The organism is Pseudoxanthomonas daejeonensis, assembly GCF_022637495.1.
Taxonomy (GTDB): domain Bacteria; phylum Pseudomonadota; class Gammaproteobacteria; order Xanthomonadales; family Xanthomonadaceae; genus Pseudoxanthomonas; species Pseudoxanthomonas daejeonensis.
Map to the genome: position 1 here is coordinate 1238976 of NZ_CP093331.1, position 20202 is coordinate 1259177.

The following is a 20202-nucleotide window of genomic DNA, read 5'->3' on the forward strand; positions in this document are numbered from 1 at the left end:
ATTCTAACCCCGGCGTTCAGAAGGGTCCGTTACAATGCGCGCCCTTCGCCACCGGCCCGCCTGCCGGACCGGCCCGCCCCCTTACGACGCCCCTACGCGCCCAGCCCCACGAGGACCGCCATGAGCACCCAGGACAACTGGTACATCGAGCACTTCGAGCCGACCGGCTCGGCCATCGGCTACCGGATCAAGGCCAAGCTGGACGAGGTGCAGTCGCCGTTCCAGAAGATCGAGATCTACAGCACGACCGACTGGGGCAACCTGATGCTGATCGACGGCGCGGTGATGCTGACCAGCCGCGACAACTTCCTGTACCACGAGATGATCGCCCACCCGGTGCTGTTCACCCACGCCGCCCCCAAGCGCGTGGTGATCATCGGCGGCGGCGACTGCGGCACGCTGCGCGAGGTGCTCAAGCACCCGGGCGTGGAGAGCGCGACCCAGTGCGACATTGACGAGCAGGTCACGCGCATGGCCGAGAAGCACTTCCCGGAGCTGTGCGATTCCAACGGCGATCCGCGCGCCGAGCTGCTGTTCGACGACGGCGTGGCCTACATGGCCAACTGCCCGGCCGGCAGCGTGGACGTGGTCATCGTCGACTCGACCGATCCGGTCGGCCCCGCCGAAGGCCTGTTCAACAAGGACTTCTACGCCAGCTGCTTCCACGCCCTGAAGGACGACGGCATCCTCGTGCAGCAGTCCGAATCGCCGCTGGCCCAGCTGGAGCTGATCAAGTCCATGCGTTCGGAAATGGGCAAGGCCGGTTTCTCGACGTTCAAGACCCTGCCGTTCCCGCAACCGTGCTATCCGACCGGCTGGTGGAGCGTGACCCTGGCGCGCAAGGGCCAGGGCTTCGGCTTCCGTGACGGCGATGCGGCCGCCAAGACGTTCAAGACGAAGTACTACAGCGCCCACCTGCACCAGGGCGTGCTGGTCGCGCCGCCGTTCGTGGCGGAGGCGCTGGGCGAAGCGCAGGGCTGAAACGCGGTCAGATCCCGCGCACGGGGTCGAAGCCAGCCGGGAGCGACCAACCCTGCTGCGCGCTCTCCCTGCGTTCGCCGGCGACGGCGCGTGTATGACTGAAATGCCCCGCCATGGCGGGGCATTTTCTTCGCGGTCGTGCCGCAGCGACGGGCGTCGCGTTCACGCCAGCAGCTTGGCCTTCTCCGCGGCGAACTCCTCGTCGCTCAGCACGCCGCTCTTCTGCAGTTCGGCGAGCTTCTGCAGCATCGCGAGTTTCTCGTCGGTCATGCCGGCCGCCGGTGCCGGTGCGGCAGCCGTTTCCGACGGGGGTGCCGCAGCGTTCCCCCTGCCCATCACCGCCTTGGCGGTGCCTGTGATGACCGCGGTGCGTGCCACCGTTCCAAGCAGGCTTCGGGTCCTTCTCATGGCCACCCTTCCTGTCAGTTCATGCGGCCGGGCCGCATCCCGCACCGTCGCGCAATGGCAAGGTGCGCAGCCACTCTACGCCCGCCGGCAAGGGCAAACATGACTAGGGCAGCGCAGGTCCCGTGTGACAGGCGCAGTCTCCGGCCATGCGCCGGACCTGCTCCTTACAGCGCGTCGGCGTCCAGCTCGCCAGTACGGATCCGCACCACCTGGCCCAGGTCATAGACGAAGACCTTGCCGTCGCCGATCTTGCCGGTGCCCGCCGCGCGCACGATCGCCTCCACCACGGACTCGACCTGGTCGTCGGTGACGGCGACTTCGACCTTCACCTTCGGCAGGAAGTCGACCACGTACTCGGCGCCGCGGTACAGCTCGGTGTGGCCCTTCTGCCGGCCGAAACCCTTGACCTCGGTGACGGTGATCCCGGCGATGCCCTGGCCCGACAGCGCCTCGCGCACGTCGTCCAGCTTGAACGGCTTGATCACGGCCATGATCATCTTCATCCGGGAACTCCAGTGGTGGGGCAGGCAGACAGGATAACTCGACCCGCGCTTGCCACGTCCGCGGGCCTCCGGTCCAATGCCGACGCATGCTTCGGACTTTTCCGACCGCATGCACCGCCACCGCCCGATTCCCGCCGTCGCAACGCCGGCGCATGCTGCCCCCAACGCCGGAGAACCCCATGATCGACCTCAACCACATCGACGACCTCGCCCGTCGGCTCAGCGAGCTGGTCCCGCCGGGACTGCGCGCCTCCGGCGAAGAACTCCAGGCCAGCTTCCGCAGCGCGCTGCAGGCCGGCCTGGGCAAGCTGGACCTGGTCACCCGCGAGGAGTTCGACGTGCAGCGCGCGGTGCTGCTGCGCACCCGCGAAAAACTGGAAACCCTGGAGCGCACGGTCGAGGAGCTGGAAGCGCGCCTGCACGCCGCCAGCCAGCCGCCAGCCGCCAGTCCGTACTGACGCCGCCATGGGCCTGGCGCTGGTGCACAGTCGCGCCCGCGCCGGGATCGCCGCGCCCCCGGTGCAGGTGGAAGTACACCTGTCGGGCGGCCTGCCTTCCACACAGATCGTCGGCCTGCCGGCCGCAGCGGTGCGCGAATCGCGCGACCGCGTGCGTGCCGCGATCCTCTGCGCGCAGTTCGAATATCCACAGCGCCGCATCACCATCAACCTGGCCCCGGCCGACCTGCCCAAGGACGGCGGCCGCTTTGACCTGCCGATCGCCCTGGGCATCCTTGCCGCCAGCGGCCAGATCGACCGCGACGCCCTGGCCGGCTGCGAGTTCCTCGGCGAGTTGGGCCTGACTGGCGAACTGCGACCCATCGACGGCGTGCTGCCGGCCGTGCTGGCCGCCACGCGCGCCGGGCGCCGCCTGGTGGTGCCGGCCGGCAGCGGTGCCGAGGCGGCGCTGGCCCGCGATGCCGAGGCCTACGTCGCCCGCACCCTGCTGGAAGCCTGCGCCGGGCTCGGAGGACAGACCCCGCTCCCGCGGGCGCAGGCGGCGCCCGTGCAAGGGGAAGGTCCGAACCCCGGCACCGCAGCCGACATGGCCGATGTGCGTGGCCAGGCCCAGGCCCGGCGTGCGCTGGAGATCGCCGCCGCCGGTGGACACCATCTTCTGATGAGCGGACCGCCTGGTTGCGGCAAGACCCTGCTCGCCTCGCGCCTGCCCGGACTGCTGCCGGAGGCCTCCGAGGCCGACGCGCTGGAGACCGCCGCGGTCGCTTCGATCAGTGGGCGCGGCTTCGATCCGGAACGCTGGCGCCAGCGCCCCTGGCGCGCGCCCCACCACGGTGCCAGCGCGGTCGCCCTGGCCGGCGGTGGCAGCCCGCCGCGGCCGGGCGAGATCTCGCTGGCGCACAACGGCGTGCTGTTCCTCGATGAACTCCCCGAATGGAACCGTGCCGCGCTGGAAGTGCTGCGCGAGCCGCTGGAATCCGGGCGGATCACCGTTGCCCGCGCCGGGCGCAGCGCCGAATTCCCCGCGCGTTTCCAGCTGGTCGCGGCGATGAACCCCTGCCCGTGCGGCTGGGCGGGCGACCCGTCCGCGCGCTGCCGCTGCACGCCGGACCGGATCCGGCAGTACTGGAGCCGGATCTCCGGGCCATTGCTCGATCGCATCGACCTGCACCTGGCCATGGCCCGGCTGCCGCCACGCGCGTTGCGCGCCGACACGCCGCCGGGTGAGTCCAGCACGACGATCCGCGGACGCGTGGTCGCCGCGCAGGCGCGCCAGCACCGGCGCGGCGGTCCGCTCAACGCCCATCTGGACTCCGCGGCCCTGGCGTCCGCATGCCAGCTCGATACGCGAAGCCAGGACCTGCTCGAACAGGCCGGCGAACGCCTGCAGCTGACCGCGCGCAGCCTGCACCGGGTACTGCGCGTGGCCCGCACCATCGCCGACCTCGATGGCGAGGGCGCCATCACCACGGCCCACCTGGCCGAAGCACTGGGCTATCGCGCGCCGTTGCACGCCGGTGGTCGTTGACGCGCGGGCTTGCAGTCCGGCGGGCAGGCGCTGCGCCGCTTGAGCACCCCGCAAATTGCGGCGCGATGCCCTGCGTGCTGGCTGTCCCGGCACCCAAGGCACCGGTCGCACGCACGCACCCGCCCGGCGGCGCCTTCAGCCCCTCGCGGGCGGCGCCCCCCCCTCCCATCGGTCATGCCCCTGGTTTAACGCGTCGGCAACGACGTCGGCCCGCCCATGCGCTAGCGTGGCGTTCCAATGCCATCCCGGCATCCCCGGAGCCCGCCACCCATGCATCGCTCGCACACGTCACTGCGCACGACCCTGCTTGTCTCCAGCCTGGCCCTGGCCCTGTCCGCCTGCGGCGGCAAGCAGGACGACACCACGGCCGCGGCCAACGCCACGCCCGAAGCACCCGCCGTGCCGAAGGAAGTGGAACTGATCCCGCGCGAAGCCCTGTTCGGCAATCCCGAACGTGCCGGCGTGCAGATCAGCCCCGATGGCAAGTACCTGAGCTGGATCGCGCCGGTCGACGGCGTGATGAACGTATGGGTCGCCCCGGCCAACGATCCGTCGGCCGCGCGCGCGGTCACCGAAGACAAGGCGCGCGGCATCCGCAACTACTTCTGGTCCTACCACCCCGACACGCTGCTGTACCTGCGCGACAGCGGCGGCGACGAGGACTTCCACCTGTACTCGGTCGACCTGGCCAGCAACCAGAGCCGCGACCTCACCGCGTTCCCGAAGACCACCGCGCAGGTGGTCGGGGTCAGCCCGACCCAGCCCGGCAGCATCCTGGTCGGCATGAACGACCGCGACGCGAAGTGGCACGACCTGTATCGCGTCGACCTGGCCAGCGGTGCGCGCACCCTGGTGGAGAAGAACACCCAGGAGATCGCCGGCTACATCGCCGATGGCGAATACAACCTGCGCTATGCCCAGCGTTCGCGCCCGGACGGCGGCATGGACATCCTCAAGCGCGCCGGCGATGCGTGGGAGAAGTCCGACGACATCCCGTTCGAGGACGTGCTGACCACCAGCACCCTGGGCCTGACCAACGATGGCAAGACCCTGTACCTGGCCGACTCGCGCAACCGCAACACCTCGGCGCTGTATGCGGTCGACAGCGCGACGGGCGAGCGCAAGCTGCTGGCCGAAGACGCGCGCGCCGACATCGGCGGCGGTTTGAGCGACCCGCGCACCGGCGAGCTGCAGGCAGTCTCGGTGAACTACCTGCGCGAAGAGTGGAAGCCGCTCGGCGATGCGCTGGCGGCGGACCTCAAGACCCTGGAGGCGATCGGCCCGGGCGAGGTCGGGGTCAACTCGCGCACGCTCGACGACAAGACCTGGATCGTCACCTACTCGGCCGCCGAATCGCCGGTGGTCTATTACCGCTACGACCGCACGCCCGGCGCGGAAGGCAAGTTGACCAAGCTGTTCTCCGCGCGCCCGGCGCTGGACGGCAAGCCGCTGGCGCCGATGTGGCCGCTGGAGATCAAGTCGCGCGACGGCCTCAACCTGGTCAGCTACCTCACCCTGCCACCGCAGGCCGACGCCAACGGCGACGGCAAGGCCGACCACCCGGTGCCGATGGTGCTGCTGGTCCACGGCGGTCCGTGGGCGCGCGACGACTACGGCTACAGCAGCTACGACCAGTGGCTGGCCAACCGCGGCTACGCGGTACTCGGGGTCAACTTCCGCGGCTCGACCGGCTTCGGCAAGGAGTTCACCAACGCCGGCGACGGCGAATGGGCCGGCAAGATGCACGACGACCTGATCGACGCGGTGCAGTGGGCCGTCGGCCAGGGCATCACCACCGACGACAAGGTCGCGATCATGGGCGGCAGCTACGGTGGCTACGCGACCTTGGCCGGCCTGACCTTCACCCCCGACACCTTCGCCTGCGGCGTGGACATCGTCGGCCCGTCCAACCTCAACACGCTGCTGGCCACCGTGCCGCCGTACTGGGCCAGCTTCTATGAGCAGCTGGCCAAGCGCATGGGCGACCCGCGCACCGAGGAAGGCAAGAAGTGGCTGACCGAGCGTTCGCCGCTGACCCACGCCGACAAGATCACCAAGCCTTTGCTGATCGGCCAGGGCGCCAACGACCCGCGCGTGAAGCAGGCCGAAAGCGACCAGATCGTCGACGCGATGAAGGCCAAGAACATCCCGGTGACCTACGTGCTGTTCCCCGACGAGGGCCATGGTTTCGCCCGCCCGGAGAACAACAAGGCCTTCAATGCGATCACCGAGAACTTCCTGGCCAAGTGCCTGGGCGGGCGCGCCCAGCCGATCGGCGAGGACCTCAAGGGCTCCAGCGTCACCGTGCCCGCCGGCTCCGATGGCGTCGAGGGCCTGAGCGCGGCACTGCAGGTGCATACGCAGGACGTGCGGAAGTAACAGCGCGGGGCGCCGATCCTTCGGCGCCCCGTTTTCCATGATTCGCCATCAGTTCGGCGAGGCCTGTGCGGTCGCGGCCGTACGTGTTCGTGGCAAAAAAGCGTTTCTCAGCCAGCGCCTAGGACTTCCAGACCTCGCCCAGCGGGTCCAGCTCCATGGTTTCCATCGCCGGCGCTCGCCAGCCGAATCCACACACGGCCAAAGCACCTTCGTTCATCGAATCCAGGCCGAATGCTTCATCCAGCCATGTCTCATTGATTGCGCATGTCACGTACGCGGCGAGGCCAGCTTCGGTGGCAGAGAGATATAACGTCTGCGAAAGATGCCCCGCCTCGAGCAAGACGGCCCTATATGCCTTGGGATGCTGCCGATACTTCCAGAAATTGCGAGCGTAACGAGGCGCCATGACCACCATTACGTGTGCATCGGCAAACCAGTCCTGAGCGGCGACCGCGCGCAGCATGAGCTCCTGAAGCGGAACGACCGGATCGGGCAAGTGCCGCAACGCATGCGCGACTGGATCATAGTGATACAGCCCCGGTTGAACTCCAGCGACATCCCGTATCAAAAGGTACGCCTCGACCGGGTGCAGCCCGCCTCCCGAGGGACTGCTCTTCTTCAAGAAGACCGTATCTTCAGTTACCCGTACCGAGGCGTGTGCCGAGAAGACCCGCTCCAGCAACTGGGCTGTCAGCTCTAGCGGGACCGTGCGGTTCAGATCGAAGTTCCGGCAGGTGGCACGGCGGCGAAGCAACCTGTCGAAATCGACATGATTACTGCGAGGCAGGGAAATGGATTCGCCGGCCATCTCGTGGGCAATCCGCTCCGGCGGCGGCGGTCCGAGCTGGGCACGCAGTTCTGCTGCGGTTTCTGTCCCGCCTTTCCGCATGGCCGCTACCGAGTCGGTCTCACTCCAGCGAGTGAGCCCGTGAACCAGCGCCGAAAGTGGATGCCAATGCGCGCTCCGTAGCGCATCGTCCTGCCGCAGGTAATAGGCGTGAGCCGGGTCATCGGCCACGACCAGACCTGCGTGAACAAGACGGGCCAGAGCGAGCTGGCTTTCGTCCGGAAACGTTTCCAGTTCGACCCACTTCTGCGGGCTCAGCTGGCCGAACAATTTGCACTCTTTTGGGTCCAGTGAGTGCTCTCGACCGGTATGGGGTGCCAGTGCGATCCAACCCATATCGCGCACCACCCCATTGCCGCCCTCCAGCAGGTTGGCCAAGTCGAAGCGCACACTTTCCCGGGGCTCCAGATAAACCACCCCACATCGCCGAATCCGCACAAGCGCTCCCTATGCAAGCACAATTTTCCCGCTAAGCTTTCGCCCCGAACCCATCCAAGACGGATGGCAAAGGGGAAACCGATGTCAGACAAGATTCCGGGCGCATCACCGACGCCCCTCCCTCCCGACGTCGCCGAACGCCTGCTTGACCTGCTTTCTACCGACGATGAATTCCGCCAGCTTTTCGCAAAGGACCCGGTATCCGCGCTCCTGGAGGCAGGCTACAAGCCGAGCGACGAAGATCTGAAGCAGCTTCGGTCCAACATGAAAGTCGGATCCCTGGCTTCCAAGGACGAAATTGCAAGCGGACGCGATGAACTCAAATCTTCGCTCACATCACTTCTCTGCATGCACCCGATCCAGCTCAATGCGGGCTCTTCCGGTCAGAAATCGGAGTGAGAAGACAAAACCTGCGCCGGCGTAGACCTCTGCGCGTCCATGCGCCGGCGCAGGACATCTTGATCGCCTGCATCTGACTTGAGCGCAGCGATATGCGCTTGGGCCAGCCGTGAATCAACGACATTCAGGGGTTGCTGGCACCAGGAGCAGCCGTATTCGCCATAGGAACGTCCGCGATGGGAAGCCAGCCAATTGGCATTGGCTAAAGCCTCTTCTCTATTTCCTGCCAGCATGTGCGCCTCCATAAGAGCCACACGTGCCTGCACGGGCTCCGTGTCGTCCATAAGGGGCTGCAGTATCTCTATGGCCACTTTCGGTTTCCCGTCATTCGCTGCCCGCCGCGCGCGCATAACGGCGGCCAGTGCGCTGACCGGCTTCAACGATGCGACGTCAGGCGCACCAGCCAGTGCCGCCTCGACTTGCGCAGCGAGTTTGGTATCGCCCAGACGCTGGGCGAAAATCGCCGCATACAACGCAGTCATCGCGTCTCCGCGCCGATCGGTAACGCTCTTTGGCTGGGCAAAGGCCTGCAATGAGAGCTTGACCATCCGACCAAGCTCTTCAATGGCGACGTCTCGATCGCCATCCGACCACAGCGCCACGGCGAGCGGCATGAGACTTTGGCGAGAACGGCTGGGGAACTTATGGGAAAGCTCCACCAAGCGCTCGGATTCGACGCGCGCCTCGCTCCACTTTCCTTGATCCAAATAGATCGAAACCCTGTCGAAGTAGGGCACTGAAAGAGATCGCTCGGGGGGCCAGGCTTGCTCAGCCTCCGTGAAGTTCCCCTGGGCGGCATTCCAAACGGATTTCCAGACACAAGCACTGGCCACGGAACTTTCGCAAGCGAACTTCAACGGCTCAAGCGCTCGCTTGTAGTCGTCTCGGGCCAGACGCATTCTGCCGAGATGCTCGGATGAGAGCGCGGAGAATTCGCTTTGCGGGGATACAGCCCGCGCCGCAAACTCTTCGGCCTTTGCGTATTCGTTTAGAACAGCAAGCTCATAAGCCGCGTTGGTCTGAGCGGGGAAGAAGTCCGGATACATCTTTGCCATCTGCATCCAGGCCAACGAAATCTTTTGAGGTTCGTCGACCTGTGAGCCCCAAGAATCCAGATAGACCTGATCTCTTGGCGTCAGATTCTGGCGAAGTGCCTGGGCATGGCGCAGGAAGGGCAAGCCTTCCTGTAGGTGGTCCGTTGCATTCAGGGCACGTGTCACGCCCAGGTGAGCAAGGGCGAACTCCGGGTCCAGAGATATGGCCCGCCCGTAGAAGCCACGGGCCTGCTCGTACTCCCCTTTCCCATACGCCTCCTGGCCCAACGCGTAGGCTCGCAGAGCATCCAAGCTTCGTGTGGACACTTGAGGCAGGGGCTTGGAATTCGTCGCCAATTCGATCTGACCTTCGCCAAGTTTTGACCGCAAGAGCGACGTCACCCCGTCTATGGAAGTCAGAACCGAATCGAGACCGGCCCCATCCTCAGATGCGGAATAAATGGTCTGTGCAGTCGTCGGATCTATCAGTTCCAAGCTGACACGCACCTTGCCCCCGACCTCGGAGACCGTAGGAAGGATCACGGCGCGAGCACCATCACGGATCGCAACTTCCGACGCGGTTGTCCGGTCAAGGGTTGTATCGGCGGGCCGGCGCATACGCGCCAGGCTGTCACGCACCTTCAGATCGCTCAGCACATTGACGTATCGCGACTGCTCCAGGCTGATCCGGAATGCCTGCTCCAGCGAATCGTCGAGCACGGTCTGGCCGGTGAGGTTGCGCAGGTCGCCCACCACCACCCAGTCACGCTCGGAGAACGCGATCGCCGGTTCGGGGCGGGTCATGAACCAGCCGCCCACGACCAGGCCGGAGACCACCGCCAGTTCGGCCGCCAGCGCTATGGGGCGTCGCCAGGCCGGGATGTCACGCCGTGCCTTCGCATCGCCGCGCGGTGCGCGCAGCGGGGCCAGGCCCGGCTCGCCGACCTCGTGGACCTCCTGTATTTCCGGCAGGCCCTTGAAGTACCAGCGGCCGTGCGTGCGCCAGTGCAGCGCCTCGCCGCGCTCGCCCAGCTCGCGGGACGCACGGCGGACCAGCGGTTCGGTGATCGAGGAGATCAGGATCTGCCCGGGCCGCGCCAGCTGCATCAGGCGTGCGGCGAACGGCTTGGCGAGGCCCTCGACCTCGATCGGCTTGGCGCCGGCACTGATGGCCTCGTCGCTGTTGCGCCAGATCAGCACCTCGCCAACATGCAGGCCGGCGCGCGCCAGCATCGGGCCGATGCGGTGCGCCTGGCCCAGCGCATCCAGGCCACGCCGGTAGTCCAGGGCGAAGCCCAGGCCGTCGAGCGGACGCTCGAACAGCAGCAGCAAACCATCGGATCGGTCGATCAGGCGGCCGCGCCAGCGCTGCTGCAGTTCCAGCACCAGGCGGTCATGGTCGCGGAACAGGGTGGCCGCGGTGCTGTCGCCCAGCCGCTCCACCAGGCTCGTGGAATCGCACAGGTCCGTCAGCAGCAGGGTTCGCAGCTGCGGGGCGTGGGCGTCGTGTGGCATGCCGTCCATCGTCGCCGGCTCAGGGTCCCGGCGACCCGAGGTCGTCGATCCAGAACGCGCGGTTCCCGCCCATGCGCTTGGCCTCGTACAGCGCCGCGTCGGCGCGCGCGTACCAGTCGTTCCAGTCCTGCTCGGGCTCGACCATGCAGGCGCCGACGCTGACCGGGCAGATGGTCGGCACGGCCTGCTGCAGTTGCAGCAGGTTGCGGGTGGTGGCGACCACGAACTCGGCGTAGCGCATCACGTCCTCGCGCCTTTGCGCCGACACCAGCAGGCAGAACTCGTCGCCGCCCAGGCGGCACGGCACGTCGTTGGCGCCGGCGACCGAGCGCAGGATGCCGGCGATGTTCTGCAGCACGCGGTCGCCGACGAGATGGCCATGGTCGTCGTTGACCTGCTTGAAACGATCGCAGTCGACCAGCACCAGGCCCATCGATTCCTTCATGCCCAGGCGCCGGCATTCCTGCAGGTGCAGGGTCAGGCCGCGCCGGTTGTACAGGCTGGTGAGTTCGTCGGTGCGGATCAGCTCTTCGGTCTGGTTGAGCTGGTGGGTGGTGGCGTAGAGGTTGTCCAGCGCCGTTTCCAGGTCCTGGTTGCGGCGGCGCAGCTGCCGGATCAGGCTCTGTTCGTTGAGCACCACGCGGGTGATCGAGCGGCGCAGGAACTGCGCGACCAGGCCAGGATCGCGACCGACCAGCTGCTGGAATTCCTCCTCGCCCAGCTCGATCACGCGTCCGTCGCTGGTGGCCACCGCGTCCGCGCTGCGGGTGTGTTCGCCGATCAGCAGGCCCAGTTCGCCGAAGAATTCCTGCGGCCCCAGCTGCTTGGTGGCCAGGTCATTGCCGAAGTCCAGTTCGACCCGGCCATGGTCGATGACATACATGAGGTCGCCGGTATCGCCGCGGCGGAAGATGCGCTCGCCGGACCGCACCGCGCGGGCACGGCCCACCGCGGCGAAAAGATCGAACTCGCACGCAGCCAGGGCGGCGTTTCCGCCACCACTGCCATCCTGCTCGACTCTGTCTCGGACGTTGCGCGTCACGCCGTCGCTCGACATCCCACGGCTCCCATACCCGGCCCCCCCCGGATGAGCACGGAGCATACCATCGCCCCGCGTACGGAACGGGGGAAAAGCCGGCCCCCGGGCGCCGATGGTCGGACCGGAATGACCACCGGGCGATCGGAGCGGGACCCGGCCCGGCGGACGGGCCTGCGGGACCGCCGCAACCGGCCGCATCCCGGGCGCCGCGGAGTTCCTCATGGTTGCGACCCCCGTTGCCGGCCAGACGCCGGCTCCTACAGGGGTTAACGTCGGAACTGGGGTGGCGGCGGCCTGGAAAGTGGCGGGTGCGCACCCTCCCAGGCGCACCCGCCGCGCCCGCCCCCTACTGGTGGGCGGGCCGAACCTGCGTGCTCAGGCCGCGACGCGGTCGTGGAACTGTTCTTCCTCGGTCGAGCCCTTCAGCGCCGTGGTCGAGGACTGCCCCTGCTGGATCGCCTGGGTCACTGCGTCGAAATAGCCGGTGCCGACCTCGCGCTGGTGCTTGACCGCCGTAAAGCCCTTTTCGGCAGCGGCGAACTCCGCCTCCTGCAGTTCGACGAACGCGCTCATCTGGTTGCGCGCGTAGCCGTGGGCCAGGTTGAACATCGAGTAGTTCAGCGCGTGGAAGCCGGCCAGGGTGATGAACTGGAACTTGTAGCCGTAGCTGGCGATCTCCTTCTGGAACTTCGCGATCGTCGCGTCGTCCAGGTGCTTCTTCCAGTTGAAGCTGGGCGAGCAGTTGTAGGCCAGCAGCTTGCCCGGGTACTTCGCGTGGATCGCTTCGGCGAACTTGCGCGCGAACTCCAGGTCCGGCTTGCCGGTCTCGCACCAGACCAGGTCGGCGTACGGCGCGTAGGCCAGGCCGCGGCTGATCGACTGGTCCAGGCCGTTGCGCACCTTGTAGAAGCCCTCGACGGTGCGCTCGCCGGTGCAGAACGCCTGGTCGTTGGGATCGATGTCGGAGGTCAGCAGGTCGGCGGCCTCCGCATCGGTGCGCGCGACCAGCAGCGTCGGCACGCCCATCACGTCGGCGGCCAGGCGCGCGGCGTTGAGCTTCTCGATCGCCTCCCGGGTCGGCACCAGCACCTTGCCGCCCATGTGCCCGCACTTCTTGACCGAAGCTAGCTGGTCCTCGAAGTGCACGCCCGAGGCGCCGGCTTCGATCATCGCCTTCATCAGCTCGAAGGCGTTGAGCACGCCGCCGAATCCGGCCTCGGCGTCGGCCACGATCGGCTGCAGGAAGTCGATGCTGTCGTCGCCCTCGGCATGCTGCAGCTGGTCGGCACGCAGCAGTGCGTTATTGATCCGGCGCACCACCGACGGCACCGAGTCGGCCGGGTAAAGCGACTGGTCCGGATACATCTGCCCGGCCAGGTTCGCATCGGCGGCGACCTGCCAGCCCGATAGGTAGATCGCGTTCAATCCCGCCTTGACCTGCTGCATGGCCTGGTTGCCGGTCAGCGCGCCGAGCGCGTTGACGAAGTCCTTCTCGTGCAGGTAGCGCCACAGCTTCTCGGCCCCGAGCCTGGCGATCGAATGCTCGACCGGGACGGTGCCGCGCAGGCGAACCACGTCCTGCGCGCTGTAGTTGCGGGTGATGCCGGCCCAGCGCGGGTCGGTATTCCATTCGTGCTGGATCTGCTCGGCGGTCTTCAGCGTGGTCATGGTGTTTCTCCGTGGGGCGTGGTCAATACGGCAGCGGAAAGTGAGCGGCGTGCATGTTCTTTTGTAGGAGCGGGCATGACCGCGATACGTGCGTCGGAATTACGGGGACGTCGCCCGTGCCGAGTCGTCGGGTCGCGGTCATGCCCGCTCCTACAAGGGTCATGGCGCACGGATCGCGGACGGTGCTCAATCGATGCGTGCGTAAGCCGGCAGGGTCAGGAACTCGACCAGCTGGCAGGCGCGGGTCAGTTCGTCGAGCAGGGCGATCGCCTCGGGTATGCGCCTGCCGCCCGGCAGGGTGGCGGTATCACCCAGTCGGCCCGGCAATGCGGCCAGGGTCCGTTCGAACAGGGCGAAATCGATCACCGTGCCGTCGGCCAGGTGGACCGGGCTGCCATCGGCATGGCGGCCGCGCGGATCGGAGTGGTGCAGCCACTGCCACAGCTGCGCACGCGCGATCTCGGCGGTGGCCGCGTCCTCCATCAGCCAGTGGATCGGCACGCAGCCGTTGCCGTCCAGCCAGGAGGCGATGTAGCGCACGCAGACCTCGACGTTGTTCTCGAAGCCTTCGCGGGTGATCGTGCCTTCGCTGGGACGGATCAGGTCGTCGCGGCTGGCGTGCACGTCCTCGCGGCGCACGTGGTGCTGGTGCGGCGTGGGCATGTGCGCATCGAAGATCGCGCGCGCCACCGGGATCAGCGCCGGATGCGCGACCCAGGTGCCATCGTGGCCGGCGGTGACCTCGCGCAGCTTGTCGGCGCGCACCCGCGCCATCGCCTGCTCGTTCGCCGCCTCGTCGCCGGCGATCGGGATCTGCGCGGCCATGCCACCCATCGCGTGCGCGCCGCGACGGTGGCAGGTGCGGATCAGCAGTTCCGAATAGGACTTCAGGAACGGCTGGGTCATCGTCACCTGGCCGCGCTCGGGCAGCACCCGGTCGGCGTGCGCGCGGAAGGTCTTCAGGTAGGAAAAGATGTAGTCCCAGCGCCCGCAGTTCAGGCCGACGATGCGGTCCTTGAGCGCATGCAGGATCTCGTCCATCTCGAACACCGCCGGCAGCGTCTCCACCAGCACGGTGACCTTCATCTGCCCGTGCGGCAGGCCCAGCATCGCCTCGACGTGCGACAGCGCGGTTTCCCACAGTGCGGCTTCTTCCATCGACTGCAGCTTGGGCAGGTAGAAGTACGGGCCGCGGTCGTTGGCCATCAGCGTGCGCGCGTTGTGCCAGGCGAACACCGCCATGTCGAACAGGCCGCCGGCGATCGCCTCGCCGTCGATGCGCACGTGCTTCTCGTCCAGGTGCCAGCCGCGCGGACGCACGATCAGGACCGCACGCTCCTCGTACGGACGCAGCCGGTACTGCTTTCCGGTGTCGGCTTCGAAGGTGAGCGTGCCGTCCACCGCCGCGGCCAGCGCACGCTGGCCAGCCAGCAGGTTGCGCCAGGTCGGCGCGGTCGAATCCTCGAAGTCGGCCATGTAGCACTGCGCGCCGGAGTTCAGCGCGTTGATCACCATCTTCGGGTCGGTCGGACCGGTGATCTCCACGCGGCGGTCCAGCAGTGCGCGCGGGATCGGCGCCACGGTCCAGTCGCCGCTGCGCAGCGCCGCGGTATCGGCGCGGAAGTCGGGCAGGCCGCCGGCGTCGAAGAAGGCCTGGCGTTCGCGGCGCGCCGCCAGGCGCGCGCGGCGCTCGGGTTCGATCGCCCGGTGCAACGACACCAGCAGGCCCAGCAACGGCGCAGGCAGCAACTGCTCCTGGCCGGCAACGCGTTCGGTCAGTGCAAGCCCGGCAGCGGCGCGTCCACCCGAGGGGACGGAGGCGGCGGGTACCGGGCGGCTGGCCGGACGGGTCGACGGAATGGAGGGAATTGCGGCGGTGGCGATGGCGGACATTGCAGGCTCCATGACGCTGCGGTCGGGAGGCCACGCTGCGCTGCGGCAAATTATTTGACAAAGCAGTTTTGGCAATGTATTGCATAAGCACAATTAATATGCAGGCTTAACTGTTTGGTGCCCCCGACCGTAAGCCCCCGTTTTTCCTACAAATCTGATCGGCTGAAACCGCTAAGGGCGTTCTGCCAGACGGTCCGCCTGGGCTCGGTATCGCGGGCCGCGGACGCGCTTTTCGTCAGCCAGCCGGCCATCACCCTGCAGCTGCAGGCGCTGGAACGGGACCTGGGCGTGCCGCTGCTGGAGCGAAACGGCCGCCGCCTGGCCCCCACCCGGGAGGGCGAGGTGCTGTACGAGATGGCCCTGCCCCTGGTCGAGCAGCTGGACGGACTGGAGTCGGCGTTCCGCGACCGGGTCCGCGGGCTGGACGCCGGCGAGCTGAAGATCGCCGCCAACAGCTCGACGATCCTCTACCTGCTGCCGCAGATCGTGGAGGCCTTCCGCTCCCGGCACCCGGACGTGCACCTGTCCCTGCACAACGTGGTCACCAGCGAGGGCACCGACCTGCTGCGCGAGGACGCGGTGGAACTGGTGGTCGGCACCCTGCTCGACGTACCGGCCGACCTCAGCTACGAACCGGCCTACCGGTTCGAACAGCGACTGATCGCGCCGCCCGGCCATCCCTTGCTCAACAAGCCCCGGCTGGAGCTGCAGGACCTCGGCACGTACCCGTTGATCCTGCCGCCGAAGCGGCAGATCACCTGGCGGCTGGTCGACCTGGTGCTGCAGCAGAACCGCGTGCCCTACACGGTCGCGCTGGAAGTCAGTGGCTGGGACGTGATCAAGCAGTACGTGGCGATGGGCATGGGCGTGTCGATCGTGCCTTCGATCTGCCTGGGCGAGAACGATGGCGATCGCCTCGCCTCGCGCTCGCTGGCTGCGTTCTTCCCCTCGCGTGGCTACGGCGTGGTGGTGCGCAAGGGCCGCGTACTGTCGCCCCAGGCGCGCGCTTTCATTTCGCTGATCAAGCCCGACCTGATGGCACCGCGCGAGCACGACGAGTCCGGGCACTCGGAGCGGTAAGGGCGATTCCCCGGCGCTGGGGGCCGCTCGCACCCGTCGCGCCCCCGTGGCGAGATCAGGCCTTCCTGTCGGCATCCGGCGCAGGCTTCTTCTTCGGCGGTGCCGGCACCTCGCGCCCCTTCAGCTCCAGGCCGTAGTAGTGGTTGTATTCGTGCGTCCTGCGGCGCGATGCCACCGGCTTGCCGGTTGCCTTGTCCGTTTCGCGGCGGGTTGCCATGGGATCTCCTCTCTTGCGCCGTGCCTGTCGACCGGCGCGGTGCTGCGCCGATGCCAGGAAGAACGCCGACTGTGGCGCCGACGGGCCAGCGCGACGAGCGTGGGCGTCGTGCATTCAGATCTGGGCCAGCATCAGCACGTAGCCGTCCGGATCCTCCAGCCGGAATTCGCCGCCGGGCATGTAGAACGGACACCGGATCTCGCCCGGCGCATGTCCCAGTGCCACCAGGGCTGCGCGTGCCTGGCGGATGTCGTCGTAATACAGGTAGAACAGGATGGCCTGCTGCGCGGCGTCGACGGGGCCCGACGCGAGCCCGACCATCAGTTCGGCGCGTCCGCTTTCCAGCCGTGCCCAGATGGGCGTGGACCGGCCCTGTGGAACGACCGTGTTCTCGACCGAAAATCCGAGGTCGGCATAGAAGCGGATGCTGCGCTCGACATCGGCAACGTGGGCGAATGCGACCAGCGAGCGGGTCTTTGCGGTCATGGTGCTTCCCGGGTGTCGGACAAGGGCACGTCAAGGGTACGAGGCTCCGGCCGATCGCATCGCGCGTGCCAGCCCGGCGATACGGCCTGCCGCGTCAATCGGCGACCGGCGCGTCCACGCCCAGCAGCCACCGCGACAGCCGCAACCAGGGCGCACTGGTGATCGCCAGCAGTTCGATCGCGTGCACCACTACCATCGCCCCGCCGGCCCACAGGTACACCGGATGTACCCGGCGCATCGCGATCCAGTCGCGCGCGATGGCGACCACCAGCAGCGAATCGGCCATGATCGAGAAGGTCACGAACGGATGGGGTACGCCCGGTAACAGGTGGCGGAAACGCATCCAAGCCGGAGCGAGCGCCGAGATGGTGGCCAGCAGCAACAGGCGCTTGTGGCTCTCGCCGTCGCGGCGCAGCACCACCGCTGCAGCGACCAGCCCGCCGAACAGGAGCATCTCGATCAGGATGTTCACGAACTGGCCGAGTGCGAAATCGCCGCCGCCCGCAGCCAGGTCGCGATGCGTGGCGAACAGCCCCACGCCGACCCCCGACGCCATGATCGCCACGCACATCGCCGCGCCGAACCAGCCCCACTGCCGGTGCCGCACCATGTGTCGCTGCCGCACGCGCCAGGCCTGGGCGATGAACAGCAGCAGCCAGCCGAATACCAGCACGCCATGCACGTGGACGATCGCCGGTGCATCGAAACTGCCACGCGCCATCGGAACGAAGTAGGTGCCCATGAAGCCGGTCAGGGCAACGGCCAGGAATACCGCGCCCATCGCCAGGAAGAACCGGCTTCGGGGCCTGGCCCCGGCATTCGTCCGCCCGCCGCGCTCATTCATACCAACCCCCCGCGTCGTCGCTTCGCGGACCAACGCGCTGGAAGCCCCGTACCGGCCACCGGCCTGCGGGCGCCGCTAGCGGACTTCCTCCATCAGCCCGACCAGGTTGCCGTCGGGATCGCGCAGGAACGCGGTCCACAGCTCGTGGTCGGGCATGCGCGCGGCCAGTTGCGGGTCGCGTTCGCCGGTGGCGCCGCGCACGAGCATCGCCGCGTGGGCGGCCACGATGTCATCCACGCGGAAGTAGAGGATCGAATTTGCGCCCACCGCGCCCGAACCCTGCGGCGTGGTGAGCATGATCCGCACGCCGTCGGCGTCGAGGAAAGCCAGCTCCGGGCCGGCACGGAACAGGAATGGCAGGCCGAGCACGTCGCGGTAGAACGCGAGCGCCGCATCGACATCGGCGACGGTGATCGCGACCTGGCGGATGCCCTGTACCTGCTGCGATGCCATGCGCTTCTCCCAGCCCGGTCGACGTGCGTCGCCGACGATGGCCGCATCATGCACGGTCCGCGCCGGTGCTTCTACAGCTTGAACAGGGGCTGCAACAGGCGCGCCATCCAGCCCGAGAAGCGCAGCGGCGCGTCGGTGGCGGCGACGCAGATGCATGGCACGCCGGGTACGGTGACGGGCTGGTGCTCCACCTCCGAATCCAGGTCGGCGACGTCACCCGGTGCGAAGTGGCCGATCGCATCGCGATAGGCGCCTTGCAGGATCAGGGTGAGTTCGGTGCCGCCATGGGTGTGCATCGGCACGCTGCGGCCGGGCGCGGTGCGCAGCAGCATGAGGTGGCCGTCATCGACATGCGCTGCGCGCACGTAGTGGATGCCGGGGCCGAGCATGCGCCAGCGCAGGTCCGCGTAGCGTTGGCCGAAATAGGGTTGCAGCGTGCGCGGCAACTCGCCGGCGGCCACCTGCGCACGGGCGGGGCGGCGGCGCGGCGGCAGCGGCTTGCCCTGGGCCAGCACGCGCGAACGCAGCTGTTCACGGGCATCGTCGGGCAAGGGTGCACCCTCCTGCTGCACCAGCAGGTGCCCGCCGATGCGGTCGGCCAGCGCCAGCTGTTCGCGGCACTGCGCGCAGACATCGAGGTGGGCGATCACGACTGCGGCGAATGCCTCAGCAAGCGCACCCGCGGAGAACGCGAGCAGGGTCGGGGAATCGGGATGATGGTTCGGGTTCATGGCGCGGCCCCCAGTCCGGCCTTCAGCCGCGCGAACGCACGGCGCAGGGTGGATTTGACCGAGCCCAGCGGCATGCCGAGTTCGGCGGCGATCTCGCTGTGGCTGCGCGCCTCCAGGTAGGACATGCGGATCAGGCGCGCCTGCCCGGCGGGCAGCTCGCGGATCGCACGGTCCAGGCCGACATGGTCGGCATAGGCATCGGGTGACACGGCATCCTCGTCGCTGGCCCAGTCGTCGCCGGCTTCGGCGAACACGGTCTCCGTCTCGCGGCAGGCCTCGCGGCGGTGTGCGTCGATCTGCAGATTGCGGGCGATGCGGAACAGCCAGGTCGACAGGCTGGCCCGGGCCGGATCGAACGAGGCGGCGTTGCGCCACACGCGCAGCATCGCTTCCTGCACCAGGTCGTCGGCGTGCGCGCTGGAGACGCCATGGCCGAGCAGGTAGCGCTTGAGCCGGGGCGCGAAGTGGTCATGGATGCTGAGGAACGCATCCATGTCCTCGCGCGCGGCGACCGATCGCATCTGCTCGCCCCAGTAGCGGGTATCGTCCGGCATGGCGTTGGTCTGGCTGGACACGCGCTTGTGCGCCGCGAGCGGCGTTACTTTCCCGATGACTGGATCGGCTGGCATCTTAACCCTGGCGTGTCCATGCTTGGTTCCATGGGCTATACGCACCAGGCAGCCAACCGGATCCCGGTCGCCGATGCCAAGACGCGTGCGGCCACCGCCTCATCGCGGTGCCGGGCGCGGGGCCGCTTCGGGCCACTGCTGCGGAACCGTCCGCAGGCGCGAAATGTCGTAGCCCATGCCCTCTACCTCGGCCACCAGCTGGCGGTAGCGCGCCTCGGGCAGGGTGGGGGTGCGCGCCATGATCCAGACGTAGTCGCGCTTGTTGCGTGCCACGATGGTGTCCGAGTAGTCCGGCGCCAGCGAAGCGATGATGTACTCGGCCTTGACCGGCCATAGGAACCGCATGCCCAAGACGGCGTTGCCGGTGCCTTCGCGGACGAAACCGGTCGGGGTCATGGTTTCCAGCTCGCCGTCGAAACTGTCCTTGCGATAGCGGAACACGGTGTCGATGCGCCCGGCCGCGCCTTGCGAGTAGGTTTCCACCGCGTTGAACGCGCCGCGCTCGAACCGGGTGGGAATGGAGGCGATCACGTACCAGTCGCCCATGAACCGCTCCAGGTCCACGTGCGCGACCGGTTCGACCGGGCCGGCGTTGCCGCGATCCGCACACGCAGCCAGCACGCCGGCGATGGCCAGCGAAGAGACGATTCGGGCTACCCGGTGAACCTTCAT

The 20202-nt window shown here is 67.7% G+C and carries 20 protein-coding genes; 6 read left to right on the plus strand and 14 right to left on the minus strand.

Annotated features, from left to right (window positions below):
* Positions 1-120 precede the first annotated feature (120 nt).
* Entirely contained in the window at positions 121-981 is an 861-nt protein-coding gene (gene speE / locus MNQ95_RS05645) for a polyamine aminopropyltransferase (protein WP_162408044.1), read from the plus strand.
* 162 nt (positions 982-1143) lie between these two features.
* On the opposite strand, the gene MNQ95_RS05650 is transcribed toward speE, so the two are convergent.
* Positions 1144-1389 carry an SHOCT domain-containing protein gene (locus tag MNQ95_RS05650; protein ID WP_162408045.1) on the minus strand — a complete coding sequence of 82 codons (246 nt, stop codon included), beginning with the start codon at positions 1387-1389 and terminating at the stop codon, positions 1144-1146.
* A gap of 164 nt (positions 1390-1553) precedes the next feature.
* Positions 1554-1892: a P-II family nitrogen regulator gene (locus MNQ95_RS05655; RefSeq protein WP_162408046.1), complete on the minus strand. Its 339-nt coding sequence runs from the start codon at positions 1890-1892 to the stop codon at positions 1554-1556.
* Positions 1893-2071: 179 nt separating this feature from the next.
* Between MNQ95_RS05655 and ubiK the strand changes: the two genes are divergently transcribed.
* The 3 genes from ubiK (at position 2072) to MNQ95_RS05670 (ending at position 6257) form a co-directional block, all read left to right on the plus strand.
* Positions 2072-2350, plus strand: coding sequence for a ubiquinone biosynthesis accessory factor UbiK (ubiK, locus tag MNQ95_RS05660; RefSeq protein ID WP_162408047.1), 279 nt, complete (start codon positions 2072-2074; stop codon positions 2348-2350).
* Positions 2351-2357: 7 nt separating this feature from the next.
* Positions 2358-3878, plus strand: coding sequence for a YifB family Mg chelatase-like AAA ATPase (locus tag MNQ95_RS05665; protein WP_241954057.1), 1521 nt, complete (start codon positions 2358-2360; stop codon positions 3876-3878).
* Between the two features lie 291 nt (positions 3879-4169).
* A complete protein-coding gene (locus MNQ95_RS05670) occupies positions 4170-6257 on the plus strand; it encodes a S9 family peptidase (RefSeq protein ID WP_241954370.1) in 2088 nt (695 codons plus the stop codon).
* Between the two features lie 118 nt (positions 6258-6375).
* Here the strand turns inward: MNQ95_RS05670 and MNQ95_RS05675 are convergent, their stop codons facing one another.
* Positions 6376-7542: a putative peptide maturation dehydrogenase gene (locus MNQ95_RS05675; protein WP_241954058.1), complete on the minus strand. Its 1167-nt coding sequence runs from the start codon at positions 7540-7542 to the stop codon at positions 6376-6378.
* An 81-nt stretch (positions 7543-7623) separates the two neighbouring features.
* Here MNQ95_RS05675 and MNQ95_RS05680 point away from each other — a divergent pair, with 81 nt between their 5' ends.
* Complete coding sequence (locus tag MNQ95_RS05680) at positions 7624-7941, plus strand: NHLP-related RiPP peptide (RefSeq protein WP_241954059.1); 318 nt, start codon at positions 7624-7626, stop codon at positions 7939-7941.
* Here the strand turns inward: MNQ95_RS05680 and MNQ95_RS05685 are convergent.
* The 4 genes from MNQ95_RS05685 to aceB all read right to left on the minus strand — a co-directional run bounded on the left by MNQ95_RS05685 (position 7926) and on the right by aceB (position 15090).
* Positions 7926-10490 carry a putative peptide modification system cyclase gene (locus MNQ95_RS05685; RefSeq protein ID WP_241954060.1) on the minus strand — a complete coding sequence of 855 codons (2565 nt, stop codon included), beginning with the start codon at positions 10488-10490 and terminating at the stop codon, positions 7926-7928. The genes MNQ95_RS05680 and MNQ95_RS05685 overlap by 16 nt on opposite strands.
* Positions 10491-10509: 19 nt before the next feature.
* On the minus strand, positions 10510-11547 hold the full coding sequence (locus MNQ95_RS05690) for a GGDEF domain-containing protein (RefSeq protein WP_162408052.1): 1038 nt from the start codon (positions 11545-11547) through the stop codon (positions 10510-10512).
* Positions 11548-11904: 357 nt separating this feature from the next.
* Positions 11905-13197 carry an isocitrate lyase gene (aceA, locus tag MNQ95_RS05695; RefSeq protein WP_241954061.1) on the minus strand — a complete coding sequence of 431 codons (1293 nt, stop codon included), beginning with the start codon at positions 13195-13197 and terminating at the stop codon, positions 11905-11907.
* 186 nt (positions 13198-13383) lie between these two features.
* Positions 13384-15090: a malate synthase A gene (aceB, locus tag MNQ95_RS05700; RefSeq protein WP_241954062.1), complete on the minus strand. Its 1707-nt coding sequence runs from the start codon at positions 15088-15090 to the stop codon at positions 13384-13386.
* A gap of 117 nt (positions 15091-15207) precedes the next feature.
* Between aceB and MNQ95_RS05705 the strand changes: the two genes are divergently transcribed.
* Positions 15208-16170 (plus strand): LysR family transcriptional regulator, encoded by a 963-nt coding sequence (locus MNQ95_RS05705; protein ID WP_162408055.1) that lies wholly within the window; start codon positions 15208-15210, stop codon positions 16168-16170.
* Between the two features lie 55 nt (positions 16171-16225).
* Here the strand turns inward: MNQ95_RS05705 and MNQ95_RS05710 are convergent, their stop codons facing one another.
* The 7 genes from MNQ95_RS05710 to MNQ95_RS05740 all read right to left on the minus strand — a co-directional run bounded on the left by MNQ95_RS05710 (position 16226) and on the right by MNQ95_RS05740 (position 20202).
* Positions 16226-16387, minus strand: coding sequence for a hypothetical protein (locus MNQ95_RS05710; RefSeq protein ID WP_162408056.1), 162 nt, complete (start codon positions 16385-16387; stop codon positions 16226-16228).
* 114 nt (positions 16388-16501) lie between these two features.
* On the minus strand, positions 16502-16873 hold the full coding sequence (locus MNQ95_RS05715) for a VOC family protein (protein WP_241954063.1): 372 nt from the start codon (positions 16871-16873) through the stop codon (positions 16502-16504).
* A 94-nt stretch (positions 16874-16967) separates the two neighbouring features.
* Positions 16968-17654 (minus strand): hypothetical protein, encoded by a 687-nt coding sequence (locus tag MNQ95_RS05720; protein WP_241954064.1) that lies wholly within the window; start codon positions 17652-17654, stop codon positions 16968-16970.
* Between the two features lie 138 nt (positions 17655-17792).
* The gene (locus MNQ95_RS05725; protein WP_241954065.1) at positions 17793-18170 is read right to left on the minus strand and encodes a VOC family protein; all 378 of its coding nucleotides are present in this window, start codon (positions 18168-18170) and stop codon (positions 17793-17795) included.
* A 71-nt stretch (positions 18171-18241) separates the two neighbouring features.
* Positions 18242-18901: a ChrR family anti-sigma-E factor gene (locus MNQ95_RS05730; protein WP_241954066.1), complete on the minus strand. Its 660-nt coding sequence runs from the start codon at positions 18899-18901 to the stop codon at positions 18242-18244.
* Complete coding sequence (locus tag MNQ95_RS05735; protein ID WP_241954067.1) at positions 18898-19530, minus strand: sigma-70 family RNA polymerase sigma factor; 633 nt, start codon at positions 19528-19530, stop codon at positions 18898-18900. Before MNQ95_RS05735 ends, MNQ95_RS05730 begins: the two co-directional genes overlap by 4 nt.
* A 99-nt stretch (positions 19531-19629) precedes the next feature.
* On the minus strand, positions 19630-20202 hold the full coding sequence (locus MNQ95_RS05740) for a lipocalin family protein (RefSeq protein ID WP_241954068.1): 573 nt from the start codon (positions 20200-20202) through the stop codon (positions 19630-19632).